Source organism: Candidatus Agathobaculum pullicola, from assembly GCF_052117205.1.
Lineage (GTDB): Bacteria > Bacillota > Clostridia > Oscillospirales > Butyricicoccaceae > Agathobaculum > Agathobaculum pullicola.
On sequence record NZ_JBQKJP010000008.1, the window covers coordinates 30,546 to 48,692 of the forward strand.

An 18,147-nucleotide genomic window follows, 5' to 3' on the forward strand; every position below is an offset into this window, starting at 1 on the left:
TTGCATGGATGCCCTCGGGCAAATTACCGCATTGCGGGAAAAACTGCGGTATCACAATGAAAAATATTATAATGAAGATGCACCGGAGATTTCGGATTACGAATATGATATGATGCAGCGTGAGCTGCGCGCTTTGGAGACTGCGCATCCGGAATACTCGGATGCGGATTCTCCGACGCAGCGAGTCGGCGGCACGGCGTCCGGTCGGTTCGCCAAAGTGACGCATGCCTATCCGCTGGAAAGCTTGCAGGATGTTTTTTCCTTTGATGAGCTTTCTGAGTTTTACGGCCGCGTGGAAGGCGCGGTCGGGCAGGCGGAATATGTGGTTGAGTATAAAATCGACGGCCTTTCGGTTGCACTGGAATATGTCGATGGCGAATTTGTGCGTGGCGCGACGCGCGGTGATGGACAGGTCGGCGAGGACGTGACCGCCAACCTCAAGACGATAAAGGAGATTCCACAGAAGCTGGAAAACGCGCCGCCGCATTTGATTGTGCGCGGCGAGGTCTATATGAAGAAGTCGGTGTTCGACGCGCTCAATAAAGAGTTGGAGCTGCACGAAAAACCGCTGCTTGCCAATCCGCGCAATGCGGCGGCGGGTTCGCTGCGGCAAAAGGACAGCAAAATCACCAAGCAGCGAAAACTGTCTATTTTCTGCTTTAATATCCAGAACGTGGACGAGCTGCCGCTGACCAGTCACACCGATTCGCTGGATTTCTTGAAATCGCTCGGCTTTCCGGTCAGTCCGCGCTATCCGGTCTATACCGACCCCACGGACGTACAATGCGAAATTCAGAATATGGGCGAGACGCGCGGCGAGCTGGATTTCGACATCGACGGCGCGGTCGTCAAGGTCAATTCGTTTGCGCAGCGGCAGACGCTTGGCTCGACGGCCAAGTTCCCGCGTTGGGCGGCGGCGTACAAGTATCCGCCCGAGGTGAAGCAGACGCTACTCAAAGATATCATCATTTCAGTCGGGCGTACGGGCGTTTTAACGCCCAATGCGGTGCTCGAGCCGGTGCGGCTGGCGGGTACGACTGTGTCGCGCGCGACGCTGCATAATCGGGACTTCATCCGCCAACTGGATGTGCGGGTAGGGGACACGGTTTCGGTGCGCAAGGCGGGCGAGATCATCCCGGAAATTATCGGAGTGGCGCTGGACAAGCGGTCTGTGGACGCGCAGCCGTATGAAATGCCGAAGTTTTGTCCGGTATGCGGCGCGCCGGTGTTTGAGGACGAGGAGGAAGCAGCTATCCGCTGCACGGGTGCGGCGTGTCCTGCGCAGCTGCTGCGCAATTTGATGCACTTTGCCTCGCGCGACGCGATGGACATTGACGGCTGCGGCGAAGGCAACCTGCAAAAACTGATTGACGCAGGGTTGGTGAAGTCTGCTGCCGATTTGTACAACCTGACGGTGGAACAGCTGCTGCCGCTTGGCAAAAAGGTGGACACCTGGGCGAACAATCTGCTGCGCGGCATCGAGGCAAGCAAAACGCGCGACCTGTCCCGGCTGTTGTTTGCGTTCGGCATTCGGCACGTCGGACAGAAAGCAGGAAAAATTCTCAGCAACCATTTCGGTAGTCTGGATGCGCTGCTTGCGGCGTCGGTCGAGGAAATGACCGAAATCCGAGATATCGGCCAGACCACAGCGGAAAGTATTGCAGCATGGCGCGCACTCGATCAATCGAAAGAACTCATTGAAAAGCTGCGCGCGGCGGGCGTGAATTTTACCGGTGAAAAGACGGCTAAGAGCGATCTGCTTGCAGGAAAGACGGTTGTCGCTACCGGCAGCCTGACACTTTACACCCGCAAAGAGATTAACGACCTTATTGAGTCGCTCGGCGGCAAGGCGGCCGGGTCGGTATCCAAGAAAACAAGCTATGTGGTAGCCGGAGAAAACGCGGGCAGCAAGCTGCAAAAGGCGGCGGAGCTTGGTATTCCGGTCTTAACAGAGGAAGAATTTAAAAATATGATACAGCAGGAGGAACTTTGACATGGCAATTTCCAGAAAAGAAATTGAGCACATCGCATCCCTTGCACGTCTGGACTCGACGGGCGGCATTTTTGACCGTCTTGCAGACGACATGCAGGGCATCGTCGGCATGGTGGACAAGCTCGCGGAGCTGGACCTTGGCGATATCACGGATGTTATCAACACCGAGCGCAAGAATGCCTTTCATGAGGATGTGGTTGTGCAGGAGTATACGCCTGATGAGCTTATCGAGCCGAACGCGCCGGACTTTCAGGCGGGCGGCGTAGCCGTGCCGCGCGTGGTAGAATAAGGGGGACAGAAGCAATGGCACTTTTTGAGAAAACAGCGGCAGAGCTTTCCAAAATGCTCGCCGATAAAGAAATTTCCGCGGTGGAGCTGGCACAGGATGTTTTCGCCCGCACAAAGGCGGTTGAGGACAAGGTGCAAGGCTATGTGACAGTCGCAGAGGAGTCCGCGCTCGCGCAGGCGGCTGAGGTGGACAAGAAGCGCGCCGCAGGCGAAACGCTGTCCGCGCTGGCGGGTATCCCGGTTGCCGTCAAGGACAACATCTGCACCAAGGGGACGTTGACCACCTGCGCATCCAAGATGCTGTATAACTTTAAGCCGCCGTATAACGCGACGGTGATTGAGAAATTGGCTGCAAACGATGTGGTCATGACGGGTAAGGCGAATATGGATGAGTTTGCGATGGGTTCCTCCTGCGAAAACTCGGCCGCGCACCCGACCCACAACCCGCACGGCTTAAGCCGCGTACCGGGTGGATCGTCCGGCGGCTCGGCGGCAGTCGTTGCGGCGGGCGAGGTTCCGCTGGCACTCGGCTCGGACACCGGCGGCTCGATTCGTCAGCCGGCATCCTTCTGCGGCGTGGTCGGGCTCAAGCCGACTTATGGCGCGGTATCTCGTTACGGCCTGATCGCATTCGCGTCTTCGCTCGATCAGATCGGCCCGTTTGGCCGCTCGGTAGAGGATGTGGCGATGCTGCTCGACGCGATCACCGGCCATGACCCGATGCACGACTCGACCTCGGTCAAGACCCCGTTTGAAGGCTCGACCCGTGCAAACCTCAATGCCGATATCAAGGGCATGAAGATTGGCCTGCCCAAGGAGTATTTCGGCGCGGGCATTTCGGACGCAGTGCGTGAGAGCGTACTCGCCGCTGCCGAGACCTACAAAAACCTCGGCGCAGAGGTGTTTGAGATTTCGCTGCCGCTGGTCGAATACGCGCTGCCGGTGTACTACATCCTGTCGTCGGCTGAGGCCTCGTCTAATCTGGCGCGCTTTGACGGCGTCAAGTACGGCTATCGCACCCCGAACGCGGGCGACGATCTGATTGCACTCTACACGAAGAGCCGGTCGGAGGGTTTTGGTGCAGAGGTGCAGCGCCGCATCATGCTGGGCACCTATGTGCTATCCTCCGGCTATTACGACGCATATTACAAGAAGGCGCGCGCAGCGCAGCGCAAAATCCGCGAGGAGTTTGCAAATGCGTTTGAGAAGTGCGATGTCATTCTGACGCCGGTTGCCCCCACCACAGCGTATGAAATGGGCTCCAAGACCACCAATCCGCTGGAGATGTATGCGGGCGATATCTGCACAGTATCGGTCAATATCGCGGGCTTGCCGGGGCTGGTACAGCCTTGCGGCTTTGACGCGGACAAGATGCCGATTGGTATGCAGCTCATCGGGCCGCGCTTTGGTGAGCAGAAGCTGCTTGACGCGGGCCTTGCATTCGAGCAGGCATCCGGCCTTAAGAACATCATCGCGGCACTGTAAGGGGAGGAATAGACAAATGAAATATCAAGCTGTCATCGGCCTTGAGGTGCATGCGGAGCTGTCCACCAAGAGCAAGATTTATTGCTCGTGCTCGACCTCGTTTGGCGCACCGATCAATACCCACACCTGCCCGGTCTGCACCGGTATGCCGGGCGCGCTGCCCGTACTGAACAAGCAGGTGGTACACTATGCGGCCAAGATGGGCAAGGCGACCGGCTGCACGGTCAATCAGCTGTGCAAAGCTGACCGTAAAAACTACTTTTATCCCGACCTGCCCAAGGCGTATCAGATTTCGCAGTTCGATGTACCGATTTGCGAAAACGGCGAGGTATTCTTCTATGTTGACGGCGAGAAGAAGTCCTGCCGTCTCGAGCGTATCCACTTCGAGGAGGACGCGGGCAAGCTGCTGCATGACGAGATCGACGGCACGGTCGTCGACTTCAATCGCTGCGGTGTGCCGCTGATTGAGATGGTCACCAAGCCCGACCTACATTCCTCGGCGGAAGCAAAGGAATTCCTCGAAATGATTAAGACTACGCTGTCCTACCTCGATATCTGCGACTGCAAGATGGAGGAAGGTTCGATTCGTTGCGACGTGAACGTCTCCATCCGGCCGGAAGGCTCGGAAGAGTTCGGTACCCGCGTCGAAATGAAGAATATCAACACCTTCTCGGGCGCGGTGCGCGCGATTGACTATGAGATCGCCCGCCAGATTGAGGTGGTCGAGAACGGCGGAGAAATCCAGCAGGAGACCCGTCGCTGGGATGACGTGAAGCTTAAGAACACGGTCATGCGTACCAAGGAGGACGCGCAGGACTACCGTTATTTCCCCGATCCGGACCTGATTGCGGTCGAGATCTCGGATGAGTGGATGCAGCAGATTGAGAGCGAAATCCCTGAGCTGCCCATTTCGCGCTACGAGCGCTATCTTTACGAGTACGGCATGACTGCGATGGAGGCGCGTCTGATTTCGGACAGCTTTGCTAAGGCGGAACTGCTCGACGCAGCGGCAAAGCAGGTCAAGCCCAAGGCGGCGGCAAACTGGATTCTATCCGATATTTCCAAGTACCTCAACGACAAGGGCGTGGAACTGCCGGACACCAAGCTGACCGCAGATAAGCTGGTCGATTTGGTTAAACTCATTGAAGCAGGCACGATTTCGGGCGCGGCAGGTAAAAAGGTGCTGCCGAGCATGTTCGAGACGGATGAGACGGTTGAGTCAATTGTGGAGCGCATGGGTCTCAAGCAGGTGTCCGACGAGGGTGCAATCCTTGCCATCGTACAGGAAGTGATTGCCAAGAATGAAAAGGCCGTTGCGGACTTCAAGGCAGGTAAGAACGTCACCGGTTTCCTTGTGGGTCAGTGCATGAAGGCGTCCAAGGGCCAGGGCAACCCGCAGATCATTAATAAGCTGATTGCGCAGGAGTTGGCCAAGCTGTAAGTTGTTTTTCAATGCGCTCACGTGACAAGCGGAGGTGCTTGCTGTGAAAAAATTAGGTTGGATAGGGATTGTTCTTGTTTTCGTCTTTTCGTTGACTGCCTGCGGTTCGAAGAACCCACAGGCCATGGTTTCGGAAGCACTTGGGGTGGATGCTTCTACTGGCAGCACGATGTCCAGCATGGACACACATAGCGGCAACGGCGATGGCACTGCCTACGTTGAACTGCATTTTGACGGCAACGAGATGGTCAAACAGATTCAGGCAGACGATGCGTGGAAACCGTTTCCGTTGGACAAAACCGCTCAGACGTTGGTGTATGGGGTATCTGATGAAACAAGCAGTGTTGGACCGTTTTTAACCGATGAGGAAGGTAAAGCCTTAGTGCCTGAGATTGCAAACGGATATTATCGTTTGATTGATCGGCAAGTGGAGCAGGACAAGGCAACCGGCGCAGATATTCTGAACAGAGCCTCCTTCAATTTTACCGTGGGGCTTTATGATACCGATACCAACACGTTGTATTGCTGTGAGCTGGATACCTGACAGATGTATAAGTTATGCCGATGGTTTGGCTGAAACGAAAAAAGGATGCTGCAAACGCAGCATCCTTTTTGCATTTTTCATTCAAAATAGAATAAGTCCTCAAACTTCTTATCCAGCGCGATGCACAGGATAAGCGCGAGCTTGGTGGTCGGGTTGAACTGCCCGGTTTCGATGGAGCTAATCGTGTTGCGTGACACGCCGACCAGTTCGGCCAGCTGTGCCTGCGACAGATTTTTCTCGCCGCGCGCTTCTTTCAGACGGTTGCACAGAATCAGTTTGTCATCCATTGCTCACCCCAGCACGCCGATTACATAGGTGATAAGGTTGGCAATGGAAAGAACACCGCCTGCAATGGTAGTCACCAATAGAGATTTATCTTTACTGAACCGATAGCGGGGATAGGCTTCTGCTGCAACATATGCCCAAAAGACTGCGGCCAGCGCGTCGTTTGACCGATTGGTACACATGTTGAAAATGAAGAGAAAAATCAGAACGATGATGAATGCGATAATGCCAATTTGTCTGCCTTGGTCTTCTGCATTTTTTTTGCCTTCGTCCAGCCGTTCTCTGCGGCTTTTTGCCAGGATTTCTTCTTTGTTCATAAAGAGCACCTCTTTGTCTCTATCTACCGTTGCGCCAAGTGTTCTTGGCATATTCAGTATAACATGACAAGTAAACTTGTCAAGAGGGATTGCAAAGTTTTCTTGACAAAATGTGCGGAAGCGGAAAACATACGCAAAATTTGTTTATCGTGACGGCTGGTGTATTGTTTCCAGCAGGGGAAACGGGTATAATAAAATCTACGGGCGTATAACTGCTCGTTTCCAAATTAGAAAAAGGAGGAATGTTCCTTGCAGATAGAGAAAACCCTGCAAACGCTGTGCGCGCTGCCGGCGGTGAGTGGGTTTGAAGAACAGGCGGCGCAGGCGGTGGCCGCGCTGCTGCGTCCGCTGTGCGATACAGTTGAAGTCGACCAAAACGGAAATGTGCTGGGATACAAGGGCTGCGGACGCAAGCACGCCAAAACCGTACTGCTCGACGCGCACCTCGACCAGATTGGCTTTGTCGTTACCGAGGTATTGGACGGCGGATTTTTGCGCTTTGCGCCGGTCGGCGGCGTTGACCCGCGCATGCTGCTGGCAACTGAAGTGACCATTCTGGCGGACGAGCCTTTGTACGGTGTGGTCAGCTGTATGCCGCCGCACTTGCTGAAAGCGGGTGAACAGGATAAGGCTGTGCCGGTGGACCAAATGCTGATTGACACCGGACTGGAAAACGCCAAGGAGAAAATCCGTATTGGCACGCCGATTGTGTTTGCCCAGCAGCCGGTGAAACTGCTCAGCGGGCAGGTTTGCAGCAAATGTCTGGATGACCGAGCGGGCGTGGCCGCGATTCTGCTTGCGCTGGAAAAACTGAAAAAATACAAAAAGCGTCGCTGCAACATCGCGGTGCTCATCAGCGCGCAGGAAGAAGTCACCGGACTCGGCGCGCAGACCGGCGCGTTTGCGGTGCAGCCGGAATATGCGATTGCGGTGGATGTGACGCATGGCAAAACACCGGATGGCCCGTCGGATGGCGTATTCGAACTGGGCAGCGGCCCCGCCATCGGTATGGGTCCGAACCTGCATCGTGGCCTGACTCAGCGTCTTATCAAAACCGCGAAAGCCAATGATATCGACTATTCGCTTGAGGTGATGGAAGGCAATACGGGCACGAATGCGTGGACCATGCAGATTGTGGCGCACGGCATTGCCACCGCGCTGCTATCCATCCCGGAGAAATACATGCACACGCCGGTCGAGGTAATCAAAACGTCCGATGCGGAGGACGTGGCAGAATTGATATATCGGTTTTTGTGCGATTTTGACGGGGAGGTGGAAGCATGACCGAGCTGCTCAAAACGCTGTGCGCGCTGCCCGGTCCATCCGGCTGCGAGGATGTGGTGCGCGAGTTTGTACTCAAAAAGGCAAAGCCTTTCGCAGATGAAATCCGCACGGATGCCATCGGAAACGTCATGGTGTTCCGTAAGGGTAAAAAATCGCTTGAACGGCCGGTCGCTGTGTGCGCGCATATGGACGAGGTCGGCGTAATCATCAAAAAAATCACCGAGGACGGTATGCTCAAATTCGGCTTTGTCGGCGGCGTTGACCCGCGCGTCGTAATCGGCAAGGGCGTGCGGTTTGGTGATACGCGCGGCGTCATCGGCATCAAGGCGGTGCATTTGACAACCGCGGCAGAGCGCCGCACCATGCCCAAAACCAGGGATTTATATATCGACATTGGCGCAACCAGCCGTGCGGCAGCCGAAGATAAGGTGTCGCTGGGCGATTACGGTGTGTTCGATTCGGATGTTGTATTGTTTGGCGACGGACTTATCAAGGCCAAGGCGATTGACGACCGCATCGGCTGCGCGGCGTTGCTGACGCTGCTTGAGGAGCAGCCGCCGGTGGATGCTTGGTTCTGCTTTACCGTGCAGGAGGAGACAGGCCTGCGCGGCGCAGCGAGCATGGCCTATGCCATCGACCCGGGATTTGCGCTTGTGATCGAGGGCACAACTGCGGCTGATTTAGCCGAGGTGAGGGATGGCAAGGCAGTTTGCCGCGTGCGCGGCGGCGCGGTTATCCCGTTCATGGATGGCGCGACGATTTATGACGCAGCGCTGTTTGAACTGCTGCGCGATGCCTGTATCCGGCGCGGCATCCCATGGCAGACCAAGACGCGCATCTCCGGTGGCACGGACGCAGGACGTATTCATAAGAGCCGGGCTGGCGTGCGCGTGTGCGCTGTAGCCGCGCCTGTGCGCTATATCCATTCGCCGTCGAGCGTGGCGGCGCTGTGCGACTGCGAGGCGGTTTTGCAGGCTGCGCACGCATTTCTGGAGGAACTGGGAGGAGAAACCGAATGAGCAAGGTTTTTGATTTATGGAACGAGGTCGGAGGCGCGTTTGGCCCATCCGGCCGCGAGGATGCCGTGCGCGAGACGATTGCGTCCATCGCAGGCGAATATATTGACGACGTGACGACCGACGCGCTGGGCAACCTCATCTGTCGCAAGAAGGGAACGGGCAAAAAGGTGCTGTTGGCTGCGCATATGGATTCTATCGGCGTGGTAGCGACCTATATCGATGAGAAGGGGTTTATTCGCTTTTCGCAGGTCGGCGGTTTGTTCAAGGGCGACCTCATCAATATCACGGTGCGCTTTGCAAACGGTACGCGCGGCATCATCTCCTACGAGGAAAAAACGCCGTTTAAGGATTTAACACTGGACAATTTGTTCATTGACATTGGTGCCAAGGATCACGCGGATGCGGAAAAGCAGGTGCAGGTAGGCGATTTTGCCGTGTTTGAAGCATCGCGCTTTGAGCAGAACGGCGTGCTGTGCGGCCCGTATCTGGACAACCGCATCGGCTGCGTGACGCTGCTGCGCACGATGGAGCAGATAGGGGAGACGGATAATGACCTCTACTTTGTGTTCACGGTGCAGGAGGAAGTCGGCCTGCGCGGAGCAGGCACGGCGGCGTTCGCCGTGCAGCCGGATGTCGCTATTGCGGTAGATGTGACCGATACGGGCGATCTGCCCGAACGAAAAACGCCAATGGCGGTCGATATGGGCAAAGGCCCGGCGGTCAAGGTGATGGATCGCTCGGTCATCTGCACCCCGACGGTGTGCGCGGCACTGGAACGGGCGGCGGTGGACTGCGGCGTCACCACGCAGCGCGAGATCTTGCAGTTCGGCGGCACGGATACGGCGGCGCTGCAAAAGACACGCGCAGGTGTACAGGTAGGCGCGGTATCCATCCCGACGCGCTATATCCATTCTCCGAGCGAGATGTGTGCGGTAAGCGATGTCGAGGACGCGGCAAAGCTGCTTGGGCGCTTTGCGGTGAGCTTTGGAACACAGGAAGCATAAAGACAGCGGAAAGCCGGGCGGGATGCAGAAGATATTGTGTCCCGGCCGGTCTACAGCCGTAACATTCTATCTGCCAATAGGAAAAGGAGCGTAAGCACATTGGACATTTGCCTGAGAATATCAGCTTTTTTATAGTTTTTCCTTGACAATCGCTGTCAAATTTGTTATTCTATTTTAGCAAGATTTGTTTCAATGAATCTATCCGGGTGTGGCGCAGCTGGTAGCGTGCTTGACTGGGGGTCAAGAGGCCGCAGGTTCAAGTCCTGTCACTCGGACCAAAAAAGTACCTAAATTCGAGTTTTTAATCGAATTTAGGTACTTTTTCTTTTGTTTAATTTTTAAAAAGGTTTGCTAAAAAGTGTGCTATTGCTAATCTATTACTAATGTCTAAAGTGCATCTGTGATACGCCGCAAGTCCTCAAATGGCGTGTCCTGATAGTGCCGCAACATTTCTGTGCTGGTGTGTCCCATCAATTCCAGTTTGTCCTTATCTGAACCATCGACACGCTTCATCAACGTAGCAAACGTGTGGCGACAACTGTGCGGGGTATACTTTTTTCTTTTGTCTCCATCTTTTTCTATGGTTGGATTTTCTATGCCGCACTTTTCCAGAACATCATAGAACATCGAACGGTAGGCAGCAATGCCCATCTTCGCACCGTCCTTTGCGCAAAACACCGGACCAGAAATTTTGTTTTTTACAAGTCGATCTACTATCGGCTGTATTTTAGGGGAGATTGTCACAATTCTATCCCGACCAGCATCCGTCTTTGCGCCGCCGACAAAAGCGCGTTCTTTTCTGTTATAGTTCTTTGCATCCAGTGCAAGAAATTCAGATGGTCGGAACCCAAGATAGCATTGGCAGAGTACATAGTCTGCGCCTTTTACTTTACCTACATAATTTGCAATCGCTTCCACGGCTTCAATTGGAAGTCCATCCTTTTTCCCATGTTCTCCACCGCGAGCCTTTATATATTCTCCCATGTTTAGTTCTGCAAGATTTCGCGGTATGGCGTACTTGTACAGTAAACCGCAAAGCGTTTTCATATTCTCTCTTGTCCGTTTTCCTTTTGGGCAATCATCTATACACTCTTGCAGATCATCAACGGTTATTTCTTGTATCTTTGTATACCATAGTGGTTCGTAATACTTCATAGCCGCAGCATAGCAATCTCGTGTAGACTTGCTTGCCTGATGCGTTGGAAACCATGTTTCATACAATTGTTGAAACGTAATCGCCTTTTCTCTTTTCGATGCAGTTAAGAGTGGGAGGTATTCTACCGCTTCTCTTTTCGTCTTAAATCCTGATTTTGATCTGGTAATCCGATGTGCTTTACCATCCGCACCCGCTTTATATCCTATCGTTTTAATAGCAATCCACGTCTTATTTGGCAACTGATAAACACTTCCTTGCCCGTTTCCACGCCCTTTCGTTCTCTGTTTTGTGCTTTGTTTTGCGCCGCACATCATACAGAATTTGCTATCATTCGGGATTTCCGCTTTACACTTTCTGCATTTCATGACACGTCCTCCTTTCCAGAAAATATAACAAAAAACATAATGAGCAGAAATTTATTTTTCTGCTCATTTTTCTTTACAACACATGGGTATATGCGATTGCTTTTCCTGCGATATGCAATTGATTGATTTCCTCATCTCGGAAAATAAGCGGTGAATATTGAGAATTTTCCGCGTTTAACGTAACCATGTCTCCAACCCTATAAAATCGTTTCAATGTCGCTTCGCTTTCTTCGTTTACAATGACTGCTGCAATTTCTCCATTCTCCACAACATCCTGTTTTCTGATATAGACAATATCTCCGTCTTGAATACCAGCCCCGATCATACTGTCGCCTTTGCACACGAGTGCAAAGTCCGCATGTATATGAGACGGGAGGTCGATATAGTCAGTAATATTTTCTTCGGCCAGAATAGGTTTACCGCAAGCAATCTGTCCAACGAGCGGGATTTGCTTCATTTCCCCAATTGGAATTGCGTTGCTTGGCATAGCAATTTCAACATCATCCTCTAACAAATCCGATTTCCTTATGCCAAATATAGAGCACAATTTTTCTATTTTTCCCATTCTCGGTATTTTCTTATCATTTTCCCAAGTAGATACGGCTTTGTCTGTAATTCCAAGCAGTTTTCCTAAATCGGATTGCGACATTCCAGCCCGTTCTCTAAGCATTCTTATTTTCTTCCCAAGGCTCACTGTTGACGCCTCCTTTCTTTTAAATAGTATATCACCATAAGTAGAAGTTATCAAGCAAAATAATTAAAATAATCTACTTTTTGTTGTTGACTACCAACTAAAAGTAGAGTATAATAGATTCATAAATAAACGGAGGTGTAAAAATGAGTTTTACCATCAAACAAGCGCGTATGTATAACGGATTTACACAGGTAGAAATGGCACAAAAAATGGGTATTTCACGTGATTTCTACCGCAAAATTGAGGAAAATCCAGAATCGGCAACAGTAAAACAGGCACGCGCTATTTCTGAAATAACCGGCATTCCAGTGGATGATATTTTTTTCTCCAATTAGTCTACTTTTGGTAGTGTATCGAGAAATTCGAGTGTCACTTTTTATCGAAACGGGGATGGTTTCACATGAAACTCGCAGATGTGAAAAAAATGAATACAGATGTTATAACGCCAAACGTGGCATCTAAGGTGTTGGGGTGTGACCCGCACTGGATTCGGATTGCTGCGCATCAGGACAAGTCTTTATTGGGTTTTCCCGTTGTGGTGATCGGCAGCAGAGTGAAGATACCGCGCGAGGCGTTTATTCGTTTTATGGAGGGAGAAAAAGAGAGTGCAACAGGTTGACATTTACTTATCGGCGCTTGTCTCCTATCCTCAGTTCTCTCATCAAATCATTGAGTGTGCTATGAGAAACAATGATATTACAGATAGAAACATTGTAGCATTGCGATCTGTGGCAACACAGTTTGATTCAAGCAAGGAGGTTGGATTGTGCAAAGTAGAAAGTTGAACGATGATGATATTTCGCGGGCGAAAACCATGCGAAAAAACGGGGATTCTTTGCAGAAGATTGCAGATTCGTTAGGCGTTTCAAGGCAGTGGATTTGGGTTATTATCCACCGGGATGACCACGTCACATATCAAAAAAAGATTTTGAATCGTGTAATTTACCCAGCGATTCGTAATTATTTATATAAAAACAGAGTATCTATTACTCAATTTTCATTTTTAAATGGCATCAGTATATTTGCCGATGTTGCTGCCATCCGGAAGAGGAGATAAACCTTCAGTGCCTTCTACTTCCTCAGGCTCGATGTTGACCTCTACTGCCTTGCGCTTGCTCGAATCTACTAACCGCTGCATTATCGTCGCCGCCTCAGCTCGATTAGGATATTCATTCGGCTTATAATCACCAGCATCATTCGTACCTACTAAAATACCATTGCTGTATGCCTTGGTGATGGAACTAACATAAGGAGAACCAGAAACTTCATTGAAGTCACCAATCACAGTATTGATGCCATCGGTGATTTCAAACTTCTCATCACCTAAACTCTCCGCTATCGTCATTACAATAAACGCCATCTCAGCCCTATTCGCGTCTTTACTCCAATCACTTAACCTGCATGACCAAGCCTGTGCAATCTCAGGAAAGTACTGAGAGGCTACCATAACTTCATTGCTCCAGTTGTTGCCATAAGCTGTTTCACAATCCTTCAGAGAAGATAAGCTACCACCCTCTGCCTCTGCCTTTGCCGACATTTGCTGCGCCAATTCATTAACCTTGTTTTCCCCACCAAACGCTCGAATCGCCATAGCAGCAAATTCCTGCCTTGTAACATTATCCTTAGGTGCAAACTTATTGTTGCCTACACCCTGTATAATGCCCCGGCTCGCCATGTCATTGATAGCATCTACCGCCCAACTAACCTCAGACAAATCAGTAAAGGATGTGGCTGCTCGGGAAATAGGTGCCGCTGCGGAAATCGCATCGACTTCCCCCACCTCCATCACGATACTTTCATCCTCTCCTATTAAATCACTCACTCCTTCCGTACTTAACGCAAACGCCGATACCGTTGTCTGCGCTATTACCGCTACCGCCACTAACATCGGTATCACTATTCGCTTCATCTTAATAAATTTCGTTTTCATTTATAAATGCCTCGCTTGTATTATAGAGTAGTAGTGATTAGAGCCCCTCTCCAAGGGCTGTGCTACACTGTAAGGGATGCTGTGGATTGGTGTCAGCCTCCTACCACGAGATGGTTCACGAAAGGTTCCAACCACAGCCCTTTGCAGTTTTGTTAATCAGTTAAATACCGCCAGACGGTTTATGTAGAACAAGGCTACAAAAGCAAAGTGCTCTGTGGAACAGCATCACAAATTTACCGTTGGAGGTTTTAGAAATGGTCATTTCTGTTGGTATTGATGTGGCAAAGGACAAGCACGACTGCTTTATCCAGAATTCGGAGGGTGAAGTGCTTGCGGATGTGTTCACCATCTCTAACAATATGGATGGCTTCCATACGCTGCTGGAGAAGATCCAGGCCTGTACCACACCGCAGGACAAAATAAAGGTAGGGCTTGAGGCAACCGGGCATTACAGCTACAATCTGCTCGGGTTTCTTCTTGACAACGGTCTGACCACCTATGTCCTGAACCCCTTGCGTACAAACCTTTACCGAAAAAGCCTCAGTCTCAGAAAGACCAAAACCGACCGGGTGGATGCACGAACGATTGCATCTATGCTGTTATCCGATGCGGGCCTCAAACCCTACACGAATACAGCATACCAAAACGAGGAGCTAAAGTCACTGACCAGATACCGTTTTGATAAAGCGAAAGAACGAGCAAAGTTGAGAAGTTCTCTTTCCCGATTGGTCTGCATCTTGTTTCCCGAACTGGAAAAACTGGTTCCTACACTTCACATGACCTCTGTTTACACGCTTTTGGAGGAGTTCCCCGGTGCCAAGCCGATCGCCGCAGCCCATTTGACGAGGATAAAAGTACTCCTTGAAACTGACTCCAAAGGCCACTACAAACGGGATATGGCTTTAGAAATTCGAGATGCCGCCAGAAATTCTATTGGCTTTCGGATGCCTGCCAAGTCTCTTGAATTGCAGCACACCATTCGGCTCATCCGTGAGCTAAACGTTGAGATTGCTGAAATCGAGGGGCAAATTCAGTCCTTGATGGATGAACTTCATTCCCCCATTACTTCTATCCCGGGTATGGGTTTCCGCATGTCTGCCATGATCTTGGCTGAGGTAGGTGATTTTTCACGGTTTGATTCCCCTGACAAGTTGTTAGCCTACGCCGGGATGTCGCCCTCTACCTACCAGTCCGGACAGCTCAAGAACTGCTATCCACACATGGAAAAGCGTGGCTCTCGTTATCTTCGCTACGCACTTTACAACGCAACCAAGTATGTCTGCCACTGGAATCCGACTTTTGCCGCCTATCTCGCAAAGAAATGGGCAGAGGGGAAACACTACAATGTCGCACTTTCCCATGCTGCTAAGAAGCTGGTGCGTTTGATTTTCGCTATGGAGAAATCACGACAGCCTTATTGCAGTTTGGCAGCGTAACCACTTCTTGTTAGCCTGCGCCGGGGTTCTTATGAACCACTGCTTTGTTATACCTTTTTGAGAGCCATCTGTTTTTCTGCCACCACCATCCTTTCAAGGGTTGACACTTAATAGTTAATCTTGTATATTTTTTTTGATGTAGATCACAGCTTGCAGGCCATCACTTCACCTTTTGGCTCCAGACCTGCTCGGACTACCACTGAGCGAATTGACGCTGCCCTTCTTCGCTGGCGTAAAACTTTTCGATTGCCGGCAACAGCACACGGGCCAGCGCCTCCATTTCATGCTGCGGGATGCCGGTACCATAATTGTTCGGCTTTTTCTTCTTACCGTTCTTCAATAGGCCGCCCCTCTCTCTCGTGGTCGCCATGGGCATACACGTCCAATACTTCCTGAGGGATACGTTCCAGCACAGCGACGGCATCCGCATAGTCTCGCCGCAGTTTGGCGTCGGCCATCTGCTTTAATGTGATTTCGTTGGTAGCCTTGCCCAGAGACTGCTCCAGCTGTGCGTTTTCCTGTTTCGGCTTTTTGTTCTCGGCGGTAGTGGCTGCGAACGCCACCTGATACTTCTTCATCGTGGTGTGCATCTGCTCCGCAGCCGGAATATACTTGTCCAGCAGCGCTGCAATCTCGGCAGTTCTACTTTTGGCGTTAAATGCTCCGATGTTGGCCAGCAGTTCCTCCAGATTGGCTTTCTGCTTGGTCAGTCGGGTCATCGCCTTGAATACCTTAGGCGGGATGTGGTCACGCCCGGTCTGGCTGGAACTCTCGCCACGCTCCAGATCCGGATATTTTCGGACCATGAGGGCCCAGAAGTTATCCTGCCACTGGGTCAGCTTTTTTTATTGCCCACGATTTCCCTGGCGCTGAGCTTGCCATCCGAAGTCAGCGGGACAAAAGAAAGGTGCATATGGGGCGTTTTCTCGTCCATATGCACCACGGCGGATATGATATTGGCTTTATTCTGATATTGCTCAAAAAATCGCAGGGACTCCTTAAAGTAAGCTCGAACCTCCGCCCGCTTTTTACCTCTGAAAAACTCCGGGCTGGCCGTAAACAGTACCTCCACCACCCGCACGCTGTCTTTTCGGGTGCGGCAGCCAGCGGCGGCAATCTGTTTTTCTGCCTCTGCACGGTATCGCTGCACCAGCTTCACCAGATGAAAATTGTACTTGCTTCTGCTGACGTCCACATCGGGGTTGCTGGCGTACTTTTCCTTGGTGCGCTCATTGTGGGCCTCAATGTTCCCGATTTCCGGCCCCTTGTACTTGGCAAACCGCATAATCCCATATTGTGCCTGATCCACTTTTGATCCCTCCTGTTTGATAGGCAAATTGCTGTAAAAGAGTGAACAGCGGTCAATCACTGCGTACGTGCGTACATAGTCAGTTCCGCCACTCCTTCGACACATCTTCCGGTATGCACGTACGCAACGAATCGCCAGAAAATACCGACATATTGTTTCTCACCAGCACCTCGATGCCCAGGAATCCACGCACACGCCGACCGGCGGCATTGGTCACATTGTTGCAGTATTCCAGGTGGTAGCGGCTCTGGTTGGCGATGAGAGCATCGCTGAAGCTGCGTGGTTTTAGAGAAAGCAGGCTGTTTTCGGTGCAGAAAATCTGATATGCCTCGTACAGCTCCTTGGAGCTGGCGGAAGCATCGGCTTTCAGCCGGATATATCCGTCCGAATCCAGAAAATCAAACACATTGTTGTTGTCCCGTTTGACGGCCTCCCGTTTTTCTCTGGTGCGCTCACTTTCGGTAAACTTGAAGTGGTTGGCCACCAGCCGCTGCAATCCCTCAAAGGCCCAGAGCAGGATGCCCTCCACCTCGGCCTTCATCTTTTCGGCCAGATCAGGGTCGTCCACACGGTTAGTGGGCTTGTCCTTTGTGGTTAGTACTAGCTGGCGGCGAAAAAATCCATCGCTCCGGTCAGACAGCGCCTGCAAATCTCCGTTGGAGAAGGCCAGCAGCCGGGCAACATCCACCCCTGATAGCTCTGCTTGCCCTTACGCTTCAAATTCATTTTTCCTTGGGCAGTGACGATGGATTTTACATAGTTGGTCTGACGCAGGGCCTCCATCCGCATATCGTCGTCCCCACACAGGAGAATATGCTCCAGATCCGCACGGGCAAATCGGTTCTCCGATATTTTTCCTATGCTGCCGTCCTTCATGTTGGAGCCGAACAAAGCTCCCAGCGCAGCGCCAATCTGGCTTTTGCCCTCACCACCGTTTCCTTTGAGAATCATCATCCGCTGTCCCTTTTTGTTGGGAATCAGGCAGTAGCCAATATATTCCTGCAAGGTGGGGATGTCCTCCGGGTAGAGCAGGCCATCCAGAAATTGCAGCCAGAGGACGGGCTTTCAAGCGTTGGGCTTGTAGGACACAGGGAAGCGATTGTGGACAATTTTCGGCTTTCCCTCCACAAAAGTTTCATCCAGCAAAAGCGTCCCGTTGGAAAGATGAATCTGATCCGGCTCCAGTGGAAAATCCTCCACCAGCGCCGCCAGCTTTATCAGCTCCACAATGTTGCTGATTTTGCGGGGGATGTTGCTGACCGTACAGCATTTGAGTTTTTCAAAAATCTTGCCCCGCAGGGGCAGTTCATCGGTAACACCGCCTTCTGGTGTGAAAAGGCCCCGTTTGTGAAGATGATCTTGTGTGTCTGCAAGAACTCCTCACAAAACAGGGCTTTGTTGATGCTTTTTTGATCGAACCAGATGGGCATTACGTCAGGCTGTTGTTTATTCTTCATGGGTCTATCTCTCCTTAAAAATGTGGTAGGTCTCCGCCTATCTGCCTAAATATACGGAGAAAAAGGCTATAGACCTGAAAAACAGGCGAAAGTGCAGAAAATAAAAAATCCGCCCTGCCATCTTGCAGAAATGCAAGACC

At 51.6% G+C, this 18,147-nt stretch carries 20 protein-coding genes, 1 tRNA gene and 1 pseudogene; 13 read left to right on the top strand and 9 right to left on the bottom strand.

Going from position 1 to position 18,147, the window contains the following annotated elements:
- Positions 1-4: 4 nt before the first annotated feature.
- From ligA to ACTQ3V_RS04935, 5 genes are read left to right on the top strand one after another with little or no spacing between them, the layout of a single operon-like run.
- Positions 5-1,993: an NAD-dependent DNA ligase LigA gene (gene ligA / locus ACTQ3V_RS04915; RefSeq protein ID WP_441466535.1), complete on the top strand. Its 1,989-nt coding sequence runs from the start codon at positions 5-7 to the stop codon at positions 1,991-1,993.
- Position 1,994: 1 nt separating this feature from the next.
- On the top strand, positions 1,995-2,282 hold the full coding sequence (gene gatC / locus ACTQ3V_RS04920) for an Asp-tRNA(Asn)/Glu-tRNA(Gln) amidotransferase subunit GatC (protein ID WP_297275931.1): 288 nt from the start codon (positions 1,995-1,997) through the stop codon (positions 2,280-2,282).
- A gap of 14 nt (positions 2,283-2,296) precedes the next feature.
- Positions 2,297-3,766 (top strand): Asp-tRNA(Asn)/Glu-tRNA(Gln) amidotransferase subunit GatA, encoded by a 1,470-nt coding sequence (gatA, locus tag ACTQ3V_RS04925; RefSeq protein ID WP_441466536.1) that lies wholly within the window; start codon positions 2,297-2,299, stop codon positions 3,764-3,766.
- Positions 3,767-3,782: 16 nt separating this feature from the next.
- Complete coding sequence (gene gatB / locus ACTQ3V_RS04930; RefSeq protein WP_441466537.1) at positions 3,783-5,207, top strand: Asp-tRNA(Asn)/Glu-tRNA(Gln) amidotransferase subunit GatB; 1,425 nt, start codon at positions 3,783-3,785, stop codon at positions 5,205-5,207.
- A gap of 43 nt (positions 5,208-5,250) precedes the next feature.
- A complete protein-coding gene (locus tag ACTQ3V_RS04935; RefSeq protein ID WP_441466538.1) occupies positions 5,251-5,751 on the top strand; it encodes a hypothetical protein in 501 nt (166 codons plus the stop codon).
- A gap of 77 nt (positions 5,752-5,828) precedes the next feature.
- On the opposite strand, the gene ACTQ3V_RS04940 is transcribed toward ACTQ3V_RS04935, so the two are convergent.
- Together ACTQ3V_RS04940 and ACTQ3V_RS04945 are read right to left on the bottom strand one after the other, a co-directional pair.
- A complete protein-coding gene (locus tag ACTQ3V_RS04940; protein ID WP_441466539.1) occupies positions 5,829-6,038 on the bottom strand; it encodes a helix-turn-helix transcriptional regulator in 210 nt (69 codons plus the stop codon).
- A gap of 3 nt (positions 6,039-6,041) precedes the next feature.
- Positions 6,042-6,353, bottom strand: coding sequence for a DUF6442 family protein (locus ACTQ3V_RS04945; RefSeq protein WP_441466540.1), 312 nt, complete (start codon positions 6,351-6,353; stop codon positions 6,042-6,044).
- Positions 6,354-6,602: 249 nt separating this feature from the next.
- On the opposite strand from ACTQ3V_RS04945, the gene ACTQ3V_RS04950 reads away from it, so the two are divergent.
- From ACTQ3V_RS04950 to ACTQ3V_RS04965, 4 genes are all read left to right on the top strand, one after another.
- Positions 6,603-7,637 carry a M20/M25/M40 family metallo-hydrolase gene (locus ACTQ3V_RS04950; protein ID WP_441466541.1) on the top strand — a complete coding sequence of 345 codons (1,035 nt, stop codon included), beginning with the start codon at positions 6,603-6,605 and terminating at the stop codon, positions 7,635-7,637.
- Complete coding sequence (locus ACTQ3V_RS04955) at positions 7,634-8,656, top strand: M42 family metallopeptidase (RefSeq protein WP_441466542.1); 1,023 nt, start codon at positions 7,634-7,636, stop codon at positions 8,654-8,656. Before ACTQ3V_RS04950 ends, ACTQ3V_RS04955 begins: the two co-directional genes overlap by 4 nt.
- Positions 8,653-9,660, top strand: a complete 1,008-nt coding sequence (locus tag ACTQ3V_RS04960; protein WP_441466543.1) for a M42 family metallopeptidase — start codon at positions 8,653-8,655, stop codon at positions 9,658-9,660. The genes ACTQ3V_RS04955 and ACTQ3V_RS04960 overlap by 4 nt, the downstream gene beginning before the upstream one ends.
- Positions 9,661-9,862: 202 nt before the next feature.
- Positions 9,863-9,938: transfer RNA gene (locus tag ACTQ3V_RS04965), tRNA-Pro, on the top strand.
- Positions 9,939-10,047: 109 nt separating this feature from the next.
- Here the strand turns inward: ACTQ3V_RS04965 and ACTQ3V_RS04970 are convergent.
- Positions 10,048-11,181, bottom strand: coding sequence for a site-specific integrase (locus tag ACTQ3V_RS04970; protein WP_441466544.1), 1,134 nt, complete (start codon positions 11,179-11,181; stop codon positions 10,048-10,050).
- A 73-nt stretch (positions 11,182-11,254) separates the two neighbouring features.
- The gene (locus ACTQ3V_RS04975; RefSeq protein WP_441466545.1) at positions 11,255-11,875 is read right to left on the bottom strand and encodes a LexA family protein; all 621 of its coding nucleotides are present in this window, start codon (positions 11,873-11,875) and stop codon (positions 11,255-11,257) included.
- 143 nt (positions 11,876-12,018) lie between these two features.
- Here ACTQ3V_RS04975 and ACTQ3V_RS04980 point away from each other — a divergent pair, with 143 nt between their 5' ends.
- The 3 genes from ACTQ3V_RS04980 (at position 12,019) to ACTQ3V_RS04990 (ending at position 12,932) form a co-directional block, all read left to right on the top strand.
- Complete coding sequence (locus ACTQ3V_RS04980; RefSeq protein WP_441466546.1) at positions 12,019-12,210, top strand: helix-turn-helix transcriptional regulator; 192 nt, start codon at positions 12,019-12,021, stop codon at positions 12,208-12,210.
- A 65-nt stretch (positions 12,211-12,275) separates the two neighbouring features.
- Positions 12,276-12,494 carry a hypothetical protein gene (locus ACTQ3V_RS04985; RefSeq protein WP_441466547.1) on the top strand — a complete coding sequence of 73 codons (219 nt, stop codon included), beginning with the start codon at positions 12,276-12,278 and terminating at the stop codon, positions 12,492-12,494.
- 147 nt (positions 12,495-12,641) lie between these two features.
- The gene (locus ACTQ3V_RS04990; RefSeq protein WP_441466548.1) at positions 12,642-12,932 is read left to right on the top strand and encodes a helix-turn-helix domain-containing protein; all 291 of its coding nucleotides are present in this window, start codon (positions 12,642-12,644) and stop codon (positions 12,930-12,932) included.
- On the opposite strand, the gene ACTQ3V_RS04995 is transcribed toward ACTQ3V_RS04990, so the two are convergent.
- Positions 12,879-13,805, bottom strand: a complete 927-nt coding sequence (locus ACTQ3V_RS04995; protein WP_441466549.1) for an S-layer homology domain-containing protein — start codon at positions 13,803-13,805, stop codon at positions 12,879-12,881. The two genes, ACTQ3V_RS04990 and ACTQ3V_RS04995, sit on opposite strands and share 54 nt — an antisense overlap.
- 254 nt (positions 13,806-14,059) lie before the next feature.
- On the opposite strand from ACTQ3V_RS04995, the gene ACTQ3V_RS05000 reads away from it, so the two are divergent.
- Positions 14,060-15,241 carry an IS110 family RNA-guided transposase gene (locus tag ACTQ3V_RS05000; protein ID WP_441466550.1) on the top strand — a complete coding sequence of 394 codons (1,182 nt, stop codon included), beginning with the start codon at positions 14,060-14,062 and terminating at the stop codon, positions 15,239-15,241.
- Between the two features lie 193 nt (positions 15,242-15,434).
- Here ACTQ3V_RS05000 and ACTQ3V_RS05005 read toward each other — a convergent pair whose 3' ends face one another.
- The 4 genes and pseudogenes from ACTQ3V_RS05005 to ACTQ3V_RS05020 all read right to left on the bottom strand — a co-directional run bounded on the left by ACTQ3V_RS05005 (position 15,435) and on the right by ACTQ3V_RS05020 (position 18,007).
- The gene (locus tag ACTQ3V_RS05005) at positions 15,435-15,581 is read right to left on the bottom strand and encodes a hypothetical protein (RefSeq protein WP_441466551.1); all 147 of its coding nucleotides are present in this window, start codon (positions 15,579-15,581) and stop codon (positions 15,435-15,437) included.
- The gene (locus ACTQ3V_RS05010) at positions 15,568-16,047 is read right to left on the bottom strand and encodes a hypothetical protein (protein WP_441466552.1); all 480 of its coding nucleotides are present in this window, start codon (positions 16,045-16,047) and stop codon (positions 15,568-15,570) included. Before ACTQ3V_RS05010 ends, ACTQ3V_RS05005 begins: the two co-directional genes overlap by 14 nt.
- Before the next feature lie 29 nt (positions 16,048-16,076).
- Positions 16,077-16,550: a MobV family relaxase gene (mobV, locus tag ACTQ3V_RS05015; RefSeq protein WP_441466553.1), complete on the bottom strand. Its 474-nt coding sequence runs from the start codon at positions 16,548-16,550 to the stop codon at positions 16,077-16,079.
- Positions 16,551-16,629: 79 nt separating this feature from the next.
- Positions 16,630-18,007: pseudogene (locus tag ACTQ3V_RS05020) on the bottom strand (DNA primase family protein).
- Positions 18,008-18,147: the final 140 nt, after the last annotated feature.

Excerpts from the sequence above, each read along its gene's own strand:
- ligA (WP_441466535.1), top strand. The coding sequence starts at position 5 with ATGGATGCCCTCGGGCAAATTACCGCATTGCGGGAAAAACTGCGGTAT.
- gatC (WP_297275931.1), top strand. The coding sequence starts at position 1,995 with ATGGCAATTTCCAGAAAAGAAATTGAGCACATCGCATCCCTTGCACGT.
- gatA (WP_441466536.1), top strand. The coding sequence starts at position 2,297 with ATGGCACTTTTTGAGAAAACAGCGGCAGAGCTTTCCAAAATGCTCGCC.
- gatB (WP_441466537.1), top strand. The coding sequence starts at position 3,783 with ATGAAATATCAAGCTGTCATCGGCCTTGAGGTGCATGCGGAGCTGTCC.
- ACTQ3V_RS04940 (WP_441466539.1), bottom strand. The coding sequence starts at position 6,038 with ATGGATGACAAACTGATTCTGTGCAACCGTCTGAAAGAAGCGCGCGGC.
- ACTQ3V_RS04945 (WP_441466540.1), bottom strand. The coding sequence starts at position 6,353 with ATGAACAAAGAAGAAATCCTGGCAAAAAGCCGCAGAGAACGGCTGGAC.
- ACTQ3V_RS04955 (WP_441466542.1), top strand. The coding sequence starts at position 7,634 with ATGACCGAGCTGCTCAAAACGCTGTGCGCGCTGCCCGGTCCATCCGGC.
- ACTQ3V_RS04960 (WP_441466543.1), top strand. The coding sequence starts at position 8,653 with ATGAGCAAGGTTTTTGATTTATGGAACGAGGTCGGAGGCGCGTTTGGC.
- ACTQ3V_RS04970 (WP_441466544.1), bottom strand. The coding sequence starts at position 11,181 with ATGAAATGCAGAAAGTGTAAAGCGGAAATCCCGAATGATAGCAAATTC.
- ACTQ3V_RS04980 (WP_441466546.1), top strand. The coding sequence starts at position 12,019 with ATGAGTTTTACCATCAAACAAGCGCGTATGTATAACGGATTTACACAG.
- ACTQ3V_RS04985 (WP_441466547.1), top strand. The coding sequence starts at position 12,276 with ATGAAACTCGCAGATGTGAAAAAAATGAATACAGATGTTATAACGCCA.
- ACTQ3V_RS04995 (WP_441466549.1), bottom strand. The coding sequence starts at position 13,805 with ATGAAAACGAAATTTATTAAGATGAAGCGAATAGTGATACCGATGTTA.
- ACTQ3V_RS05000 (WP_441466550.1), top strand. The coding sequence starts at position 14,060 with ATGGTCATTTCTGTTGGTATTGATGTGGCAAAGGACAAGCACGACTGC.
- ACTQ3V_RS05010 (WP_441466552.1), bottom strand. The coding sequence starts at position 16,047 with ATGGTCCGAAAATATCCGGATCTGGAGCGTGGCGAGAGTTCCAGCCAG.